Raw genomic sequence first — 9,226 nt, forward strand, 5'->3', positions numbered from 1 at the left:
AGTCTTAAAATCTCTTTAAGTTTACGCATTGAAATAGGTGCCGTTGGCATGGTCATTCTCATCATCAAAAATGAAAAGAATAACGGTTAAAAACACCTACTGGCTAGACAAAAACGTGTACAAATTGAACGATACCATTCAAGCCGATCACTCAATACCATTTTGACCGAAAAGTGATCGGCATCGATGGTATTGAGTGATCTTGATGGATGGTATTAGGTGATCGGCTTAGATAGTATTAGGTGATCGCGATGCATGAGAATATGCATTGGCTATATGTCACAAGCGTTTTCGTTATATGGTGAACTGACGGTAGCACAAAATCTTGTGCTACATGCCCGGCTATTCCATGTTGCGGAGCAAGACATTCCGGGTAGGGTAGATGAAATGGCTACACGTTTTGATTTAGCGGCAGTGCTGGATGAACTGCCGGAAAGCTTGCCGCTTGGGATCCGGCAACGCTTGTCATTGGCAGTTGCCATGGTGCATAAACCAGAGTTACTGATTCTGGATGAGCCTACATCGGGTGTTGACCCTATTGCCCGGGATAATTTTTGGCGCTTGCTGATTACTTTATCCAGGCAGGATCAGGTGACTATTTTTATTTCTACCCATTTTATGAACGAAGCTGAACGTTGCGACAGAATGTCGATGATGCATGCCGGAAAAGTGCTGGACAGTGATAAACCGGCTTTACTGATGAAAAAACGCGGCAAAACAACGTTAGAAGCAGCCTTTATTGATTACTTAATTGAGGCCAGCGGCGACAGTCAGGCAGCAGAAACTCAGGTATTTGACGTGACAAAACCCGCCGTGAGCAAAGTGTTCGCGCCGTCAAAACAATTTTTTAGTGGCCAGCGTATGTTCAGCTACATGTGGCGCGAATCGTTAGAGTTACGCCGCGATCCGGTAAGAAGTACCCTGGGTTTAATCGGATCGCTCATTCTATTATTTGTGATGGGCTTCGGCATCAGTATGGATGTGGAAGACTTACGCTACGCCGTGCTGGACCGGGATCAGACCGTATTAAGCCAGAATTATACTCTTAGCTTATCGGGCTCCCGATATTTTTTAGCACAGGAACCGATAAAAGATTATGCAGAGCTTGATAGCAGGATGCGCAGCGGCGAGCTTGCTTTAGTATTGGAAATACCGTCTGGTTTTGCCAGAAATATCGAACGTGGAACCGCCACTGCAGTTGGCGCCTGGGTTGATGGTGCTATGCCACAAAGGGCAGAAACAGTTAAAGGCTATGTGCAGGGTATACATCAGCATTGGCTTACGGAGCAGGCCCGTCTGCGAACGAATAATAGTGTTAGCAGCACAGTAGGCATTGAAACGCGTTACCGGTATAACCCCGATGTGCGTAGCCTGCCAGCGATGGTACCCGGCATTATTCCATTGTTGTTACTGATGATGCCGGCCATGTTAACGGCGCTGGCCGTAGTGCGGGAAAAAGAACTGGGATCGATTCTCAACCTGTATGTTACCCCGGTAACAAAAATAGAGTTTATGTTAGGTAAGCAGTTGCCCTATGTCGTTTTGGCGATAATCAATTTTTTGTTGATGTGTTTGCTGGCCGTTACCCTGTTTGAGGTGCCCATTACCGGTAGCTTTATTACCTTGCTGCTGGCGGCTTCTTTATATTGCATTATTGCTACAGGCCTGGGGCTTTTGGCCTCAACGATTACCAAAAGCCAGATAGCGGCGATGTTTTTTGCCATGTTAGCCACGATGATCCCGGCAATACAGTTTGCAGGGTTATTGGATCCGGTCTCCTCAATGGAAGGTGCTGGCCGCCTGATTGGTGAGCTTTATCCTGCTACTCATATGATTGACATCAGTAGAGGAGTCTTCAGTAAAGCGCTTAATTTCAATGATTTGTATAATTCGTTTATACCATTGGTGCTGGCAATACCCGTTATTTTGGCCGCCGCTGTGCTATTACTGAAAAAGCAGGAGCGTTAATATGAGAGCATTAGCTAATATTTATCGCTTAGGGGTTAAAGAGCTTTGGAGTTTAAGGCGTGATAAAATCATGCTATTCCTGATTTTTTATACCTTTACGCTGTCGGTCTATACTGCAGCCACTGCTATGCCAGAAACGTTGCATAAAGCCCCGATAGCGATAGTTGATGAAGATGCTTCGCCGCTTTCGGCCCGAATCGTAGCGGCTTTTTATCCGCCGCAGTTTACTTTACCCGAGTTAATTTCTCTGCAACAGATGGATCCGGGTATGGATTCCGGTCAATATACTTTTGTGGTTAATATACCACCTGATTTTCAAAGCGATATGCTGGCTGGGCGCATCACTAATATACAACTGAGCACTGATGCAACCCGTATGAGTCAGGCATTTAGCGGTAGCGGTTATATTCAGCAAATTATTATGGCAGAAATCAGTGAGTTTTTGCAGCATCAACGCGGCTTGTCATCGTCCCCGGTAGATCTTGAACTGAGAGTACGGTTTAACCCCACATTAGAAAAAATCTGGTTTGGTTCAGTCATGCAGATTATTAATAATGTAACGATGTTATCGATTATCCTGACTGGCGCTGCACTGATCCGGGAACGTGAACACGGTACCCTAGAGCATTTGCTGGTAATGCCTGTTACACCCACAGAAATTATGCTGGCAAAAATTTGGTCGATGGGCGTTGTAGTGTTGTTTGCGGCCGCGTTTTCTTTGACTTTTGTGATTCAAGGCGCTTTAAAGGTACCAATTGAAGGTTCTGTCATGCTGTTCCTGCTGGGCGCTGCTTTACATCTGTTTGCAACAACGTCATTAGGTATTTTTATCGCAACCCTGGCTCGGAATATGCCCCAATTTGGCATGCTGATGATACTTATCTTATTGCCGCTACAAATGCTCTCAGGCGGTTCCACGCCAAGAGAAAGCATGCCTGATTTAGTCCAAAATATTATGTTGGCTGCACCCACCACTCATTTTGTTAGCCAAGCGCAGGCTATTCTTTATCGTGGTGCCGGCTTGGATGTTGTTTGGCCCCAATTTCTTTGGCTAGTGATTATCGGCAGTGTTTTATTTGCCTTTTCGTTATCACGTTTTCGTAAAGCTATCACGCAAATGGCGTGACCAGCTATCTGCTAAGGCCAGCATCCGTTTATTTCTTAGTCTTAATTTATTTAATGGCTGCAGTGTCTTCTAAATCGTCGAGCAGGATACGCTTAATCTCTAAAATAGCTGCAGCGGTTTCCTGAACACTGTGGCCAGAGACAATAACTGTTTCAGATACCGCTTCAGGCAGGTGAGCGCTTTGGTAGGGAACTAAGCCATCATCACTGTCTTCTAGCTTTCCATCAGAGTGCGTTCTGGCAATGATAGAGTGATAGTTCACTGTCGAAGATATAGGGAGCGTCGCAGCAGCCACAATGAAGTCATCATCCGCGTTTAAGTTATCAACACTATTGGGGAGGTAAAGCGGTTTTTTTTGACTTAAGGCGGGATCATCAGCGCTGCCTTGAAGCACATCAGCAAAATCTTCGAGAATAGTTAACGGCAGTTTGATCATGCTTGCGACAAAACGCCCTATTCTTTGTCCTGCGAAGGGGGTGCCTTGGTGAGGCGCGGCAATAAAGATTGCCCGAGACACTTCTGGCATTGGATAGAATTGTAATATTGGCTTAATGTGCGCTTCAATGCGTTGCCGACGTTTGGGTTCGAACTCAACATCCCGGAGTACTTCGCTCATCAGGTTTTCACTGGACGATACCATTAACCGGGCGATGACACCGCCCATACTGTGGCCCATAACGACCATGTTTTTTGATGCTGTCGCCGAACCTTGTGGATCATAATGATGAAGCACTGCATTGATAGTATTGCGGATCTCGAAGTGATTAATCGGGATAGGAATATTAGTGGGGTAATATACCTGCCACACCTGAAATTTTTTGCGCAGTATTTCATCACCCATTATTTCATTTGCCACGTTTACCCAAGCTTCAGGGCTACTGGCCAGCCCATGGATCATTAAGATAACCCTTCGGTCCGGATCATATGGCTGCATCAAGTATACATGTGGTTTGTCGAAGTTTTGCTCACGGCCCAGTAAGGTACGTATCGACCGCCGGGCAAAACCCGCCTGAGCCAGCCACAGCCCATAGCCTGCGGTAAAGTGTCCGGCTAAAGGGATATGTTGCTCGTATAGCTCGGTAGCAAAGTGCCGGTAAGGATCATACACAGCGAAAGTCACTTCAGTAGTGGCTAAAATGTCTGCAAGGGAATCACTTTCAAAGCGCAATAAAGCGGTAACAACCGGGTACGGCATCTCGCTCCAGGTTGGTCTGGCTGGTGCGTGATCTTTGCTATCGCTATTTCTGGCCAGAACGCCAGCATTAGTTTTCACGCTTCGATCAGCAACCAACTCTGCGCCAAAACCATCGCGTCGATACTGACTGCGAAGCCCTGTAAAAGCCAGAGAGGGCGCGGCAAATAAGTTATGGATAGGTTGCTCACTTTGCGCAATATTGGTGCCTGACAAATCTGTTTTGATTACCCAGCCACTCATGGAAAATGGGGCGATGTCAGGACTGACATTATTACTCCGCTCATACGCTTCAAACAGAATGGTAGCCGTCTCTTGCACGGCTAAATTGTAATAGTCACGTACCTGAGTTTGCCTGTCTTCAAATGCCCGCTCTCCGGCAGAGCGGTTAGTAAAAAACAGATAAGCATAGGCATAGCGGGCGGCCTGTAGCCAGGCATGCAGGCGTGCTTCGGCTGCTTTTGTTTGCGATATTGACAGCGCCTGTTGCACCCAGAGTTCCGACAAAGTAGATAAACGTCTTTCATCATTAATGCCGCTTGTTTGCAGCAGTGCGGCAATGCATTCATGGCCGGGGTTATCTAAATCGAGACAGGCGCTAACATCTAACCCGGCTACTTTTATCGTCTCTATTGACGCTGCGCTCGGTGTGTTGCCGGTAAGCACATCACCCCGTTTAATTCTGATGTACTCGTCAGTATTCATTGAGCGAACTGCAACTGGGCTATCGAACTGCTTTAGGGTACTGCAGGCATTAAGTAAGGCTGAACACAGCAGGATAAAAAATAGCCAGGCAAGTTTGTTAAAGCTTAAGGTCATTACTAATCCTCTTTGGAAATTGCGGCTATATCATTTCTGAATCGCCCCGAGTTCATCGGAGACCAGTTTGTTTAAGTCAGGCCACTTTACCTGACTCGTTTAAATTATCATAGTAGTCTGTTTCATATTGAGCTGGTGAAATATACCCAATTGAAGATAATAAGCGTTGATTATTAAACCAATTGACCCACTCTAACGTTGCGTATTCAACAGCATCAACATTCTTCCACGGGCCATTTCTGCGAATAATCTCTGTTTTAAATAATCCATTTATTGTTTCAGCCAATGCATTGTCATAAGAGTCACCCACACTGCCTACAGACGCTTGAATTCCAGCTTCAGCAAGTCGCTCAGTGTATCGTATAGACAAATATTGGCTGCCTCTGTCGCTGTGGTGAATTAACCCTTCGGGGTTGCCACGATGCCAAATAGCTTGCTCTAACGCATCAAGAATAAGCTCTGTGTGCATTGTCGTTGATACACGCCAACCTACAATGTATCGTGAAAAAACATCTATCACGAAAGCGACATAAACAAACCCACTCCATGTGGCAACATAGGTGATGTCAGCTACCCAAAGTTGATTTGGCTGCTCAGCAGTAAATTGACGATTAACTAAATCAAGTGGCTTATCTTGTTGCTCGTCAGGTATCGTTGTCTTATGTGCTTTACCCCGACGAACACCTTGAATTCCCATAACTCGCATCAATCGTTCGACTGTACAGCGGGCGACTTGATGGTCGTCAAGCTGTAGCTGCTTCCATATTTTTCTTGCACCATAAACTGACATATTATCCTCCCACACTTCGCGAATGAGTATTATCAGCTCAGCATCACGCTTTTTGCGGTTAGACAGTCGCTCAGGCTCTCTTTGTATCTGTTTATGAGAATAATACGTTGATGGTGCAATCGGCAATTCCTTGCAAATTGACTCGACACCGTAATGCTCTCTGCAAGCATCAATAAAATCCACTATTACTTCTGTTTGCGGTCGAGCTCCGCTTGGGCGAAAAAAGCGGCAGCTTGCCTCAGGATATCATTCGTTCGCTTGAGCTCTTTATTCTCGCGCTCTAAGACGGCAAGGCGTTCTTCAGTTGATGGCGTATTAGAAGAGGGTTTAGACGGTTGAGCTTGAGATTTCTTGACCCATGCTCTAAGTGTTTCTGGGGTACATCCCAGTTTATCTGAAATCGATACTAGCGCAGCCCAAAGAGAAGGGTATTCATGCTGTTGTGTGGTAACAAGCCTAATTGCACGTTCACGAAATTCTGATGTATAGCGATTTGATTTTTTCATAGTTCCAGTTTCTCAAGTTATTGAGTCTCTGGCAAACACGGGGCGATTCATCTAGACTGAGCTTACAACCAATTGAAATCATGATTTTTATTGGCTAATCTTTACAGTGAACTGCCGAGTAGGCAGCTGAAAATAATGCTCATAACGCTTCCAAAGTGCTGGCCGCGTGAACTGCCGAGTAGGCAGCTGAAAATACAATTAATTCCCGCTTAATAGCGCAATTTGTGTGAACTGCCGAGTAGGCAGCTGAAAATTGGGATACTCTCTCCACCCCTTTGGGCGGTACGAGAACTGCCGAGTAGGCAGCTAAAAAGGCTCTAATCGCACGACAAAAAGCTAATTTTATTAACCAGCCCAAAAGGCAAATAAAAACCTCTTCCCAATTTTTTGTGAAGAGGTTTATCTTATAATTGACTTTGTCTCACACTCTCAAAAAGCACCTCACCTGACCACAAGCAAGGCTGCGATGTCTTTCTAAAAGAAGATATGTAATAAAATTACATCTTTAAATTTTGACTATTTTGCCTCATCCTAATTTGTCAGACTATGGTTACATTTTATGTCAAAGTATGCTTATATTTTTTTGTCAAACGCCTGTTTTTATTAGCACCGCTATGTCAGACAATGCTTTCAGCGACAACTTTTTGTCGCTGAAATCATACTGCGACATAACGTGGGTATATCCAGGGATTAGCTACATTAGGTACTAGGTCGAAATTAGCCACGGTCAGTGTTTAAGTTGTGCGTAGGCAGGGCTTTATGCCGCGCTTATTAAAGAGCTGGCTTTTACTAACCGCTGCAATTTACTCTTTAGTACTTCTCTGCCAGTTGTATATATTTACGCTCTACCAGCTTAGATACGGGTACTAATTCAAAACCTTGTTTGCTGAGCTGTGGTAAAACGTGGCGTAAAAATGCGATTGTTTCAGGGTAGGGGTGGGCAATTGCAATGGCAAACTTATGCTCAGTAGCGTGTTGTTTTAGCTCATCTAGGCGCAGTTGTAATTGTTCTGGTGTGGTTATGTTATCTAAAAAAATATGACGGCCAATATTTTCAACGCCTAAAAAGTTAGCGGCATTTTGTGCCTGGCTTAATTCAGTGGTGCGACTATCTAAAAAGTATAAATGTCGCTTTTTAAGCACTTCCATTATCCACCTCATAGCTTGACCTTGCTGGGTGAGCGCCGATCCCATGTGATTATTAACCCCTTTAACTTGCGGTAAACTGGCCAAAGCAGTGCCAAGTATTTGCTGTATCTGCTCTTTATTCATATTTAACGTAAGTGCGCCAGGGCCAAGCTCCTTGCCGTTAAGTGCTTGCATGGGAATATGCAGTAATAACTCTTTATTTGTTTTACTGGCTAAAGTGGCAAAAGCTTGTGCATAAGGCGTGTGAGGCAAAATTGAATACGACACTTGGCCAGGCAAAGTTAACAGTTCTAAATCTCTCTGGTGATAGCCTATGTCGTCTATTACTATCGCTATTTGCTTGGCTTTAGCATTGAGTGACGCAAAACCAAGCATCAATATCAGCCCTATAATTACTTTCATCTTTATCGCTTTTTAAATTTATAGTTTTTATTATTTTTAGAGCTTATTAATTCAACATCAGTAAGGCTAAAATTATTGCAGGTTAAGTAATTGTTTAGCTTTAGCTAATTGTAAATCAGTTACCTTGCTGGCTAGTTGTGTTTGTTTACTTTTAGCTTGCTGGTTTTTGATTATAACGGCTTTATCACTTTGTGAAAGGGTTGTTTGATTAATCGCCACGTCGGGCGTAATACCAACACCCTCGATTGATTTCCCCAAAGGAGTGAAGTACTTAGCTGTAGTGAGCTTTAATGCAGTGCTGCCATCACCAAGTGGAATAAGCGATTGCACTGAGCCTTTACCAAAAGATTGGCTGCCAACAACCTTGGCGCGGTTATTATCTTTTAATGCGGCAGCTAAAATTTCGGCTGCTGATGCCGAGTTTTCGTTAATTAGCACGACAATAGGGGCGCCTTTTAAAATGTCTCCGTGTTTGGCATAAAAAGCTTTATTTGCCTCGTTATAGCGCCCTTTGGTTGTAACAATAGTACCATTTTGTAAAAACAGATCCGATACCGCAACAGCGCTTCTAAGTGTACCGCCGGGGTTGTCACGTAAATCAATAACTAGGCCTTTAAGTGGGTGCCCAAAGTGATTTTGCATGGCCGCTATTTGCAAAGCAACTTCATGTAAAGTGTGGTTAGAAAAACTATTGATAGCTAAATAACCGCGGCCAAAATCTAAACCTTGGCTAGTAACGCTTTCGAGCTTTATTTCACGGCGGCTCATATTAAAATTAAGTGGTTGCGGTTGGTTGTCACGTTTAATGGTTAAGCTAATATTACTAAGTTTGCTGGCTGTTATTAGCTGAGCAACATGCTCTACGGAGCTGTGTTGTGTTGTTTGATTATTAACGTTAATAATAATGTCACCGGCCATAATCCCAGCACTTTTAGCAGGTGAGTTATTCACTACATTTACAATGGTCACGTTATTATTTATTTTTTTAACCTCAATACCTAAACCGGTATAGCGGCCATTAGTGTTATCAAATAAAGCATTTAATTCGTGTTCATCAAGGTATTTAGAATGGGGATCAAGCTGGGCATAGAAATGCGCAAATTGCTGGTTGTTATAGCTAGTATGAGTGGTGTTTAGTAGGGTAAGATCTTCAACGTAATGAACAACTCCCACTAAACGCTGCGCGTTTTGAAGGAATTTCAAAAAGAAAGCCTAAGCTACCTTTTTAGGCTGGTTCCCAGCCTGAATACCTAACGCCCAGTTTAAGTTAACTT

The 9,226-nt window shown here is 44.1% G+C and carries 6 protein-coding genes and 1 other annotated feature; of the genes, 2 read left to right on the plus strand and 4 right to left on the minus strand.

Annotation, left to right across the window (positions count from 1 at the left end; translation table 11 throughout):
- Nucleotides 1-255: 255 nt before the first annotated feature.
- Together AAEZ18_RS17740 and AAEZ18_RS17745 are read left to right on the plus strand one after the other, a co-directional pair.
- Nucleotides 256-1,968: an ABC transporter permease gene (locus AAEZ18_RS17740; RefSeq protein WP_350595411.1), complete on the plus strand. Its 1,713-nt coding sequence runs from the start codon at nucleotides 256-258 to the stop codon at nucleotides 1,966-1,968.
- 1 nt (nucleotide 1,969) lies between these two features.
- A complete protein-coding gene (locus tag AAEZ18_RS17745; RefSeq protein WP_350595414.1) occupies nucleotides 1,970-3,094 on the plus strand; it encodes an ABC transporter permease in 1,125 nt (374 codons plus the stop codon).
- A 46-nt stretch (nucleotides 3,095-3,140) separates the two neighbouring features.
- On the opposite strand, the gene AAEZ18_RS17750 is transcribed toward AAEZ18_RS17745, so the two are convergent.
- The 4 genes from AAEZ18_RS17750 to AAEZ18_RS17765 all read right to left on the minus strand — a co-directional run bounded on the left by AAEZ18_RS17750 (nucleotide 3,141) and on the right by AAEZ18_RS17765 (nucleotide 9,155).
- Nucleotides 3,141-5,105: an esterase/lipase family protein gene (locus AAEZ18_RS17750; protein ID WP_350595416.1), complete on the minus strand. Its 1,965-nt coding sequence runs from the start codon at nucleotides 5,103-5,105 to the stop codon at nucleotides 3,141-3,143.
- Between the two features lie 76 nt (nucleotides 5,106-5,181).
- Nucleotides 5,182-6,401 (minus strand): IS3 family transposase gene (locus AAEZ18_RS17755; RefSeq protein ID WP_502935391.1). Its coding sequence is split into 2 segments (ribosomal slippage): nucleotides 5,182-6,122 and nucleotides 6,122-6,401, totalling 1,221 coding nucleotides; the frame shifts between segments, so codons are not numbered across the junction.
- Nucleotides 6,007-6,123, minus strand: a sequence feature (AL1L pseudoknot). Its footprint overlaps the gene before it by 117 nt.
- An 810-nt stretch (nucleotides 6,402-7,211) precedes the next feature.
- Complete coding sequence (locus AAEZ18_RS17760; protein ID WP_179807181.1) at nucleotides 7,212-7,952, minus strand: divergent polysaccharide deacetylase family protein; 741 nt, start codon at nucleotides 7,950-7,952, stop codon at nucleotides 7,212-7,214.
- A 72-nt stretch (nucleotides 7,953-8,024) separates the two neighbouring features.
- Nucleotides 8,025-9,155: a S41 family peptidase gene (locus tag AAEZ18_RS17765; RefSeq protein ID WP_350595419.1), complete on the minus strand. Its 1,131-nt coding sequence runs from the start codon at nucleotides 9,153-9,155 to the stop codon at nucleotides 8,025-8,027.
- Nucleotides 9,156-9,226 lie beyond the last annotated feature (71 nt).

The organism is Pseudoalteromonas sp. 19-MNA-CIBAN-0066 (assembly GCF_040308705.1).
Taxonomy (GTDB): Bacteria; Pseudomonadota; Gammaproteobacteria; order Enterobacterales; family Alteromonadaceae; genus Pseudoalteromonas; species Pseudoalteromonas nigrifaciens.

Coding starts and splice junctions, on each gene's coding strand:
- AAEZ18_RS17760 (WP_179807181.1), bottom strand. CDS start 7,952: ATGAAAGTAATTATAGGGCTGATATTGATGCTTGGTTTTGCGTCACTC.
- AAEZ18_RS17740 (WP_350595411.1), top strand. CDS start 256: ATGAGAATATGCATTGGCTATATGTCACAAGCGTTTTCGTTATATGGT.
- AAEZ18_RS17750 (WP_350595416.1), bottom strand. CDS start 5,105: ATGACCTTAAGCTTTAACAAACTTGCCTGGCTATTTTTTATCCTGCTG.
- AAEZ18_RS17745 (WP_350595414.1), top strand. CDS start 1,970: ATGAGAGCATTAGCTAATATTTATCGCTTAGGGGTTAAAGAGCTTTGG.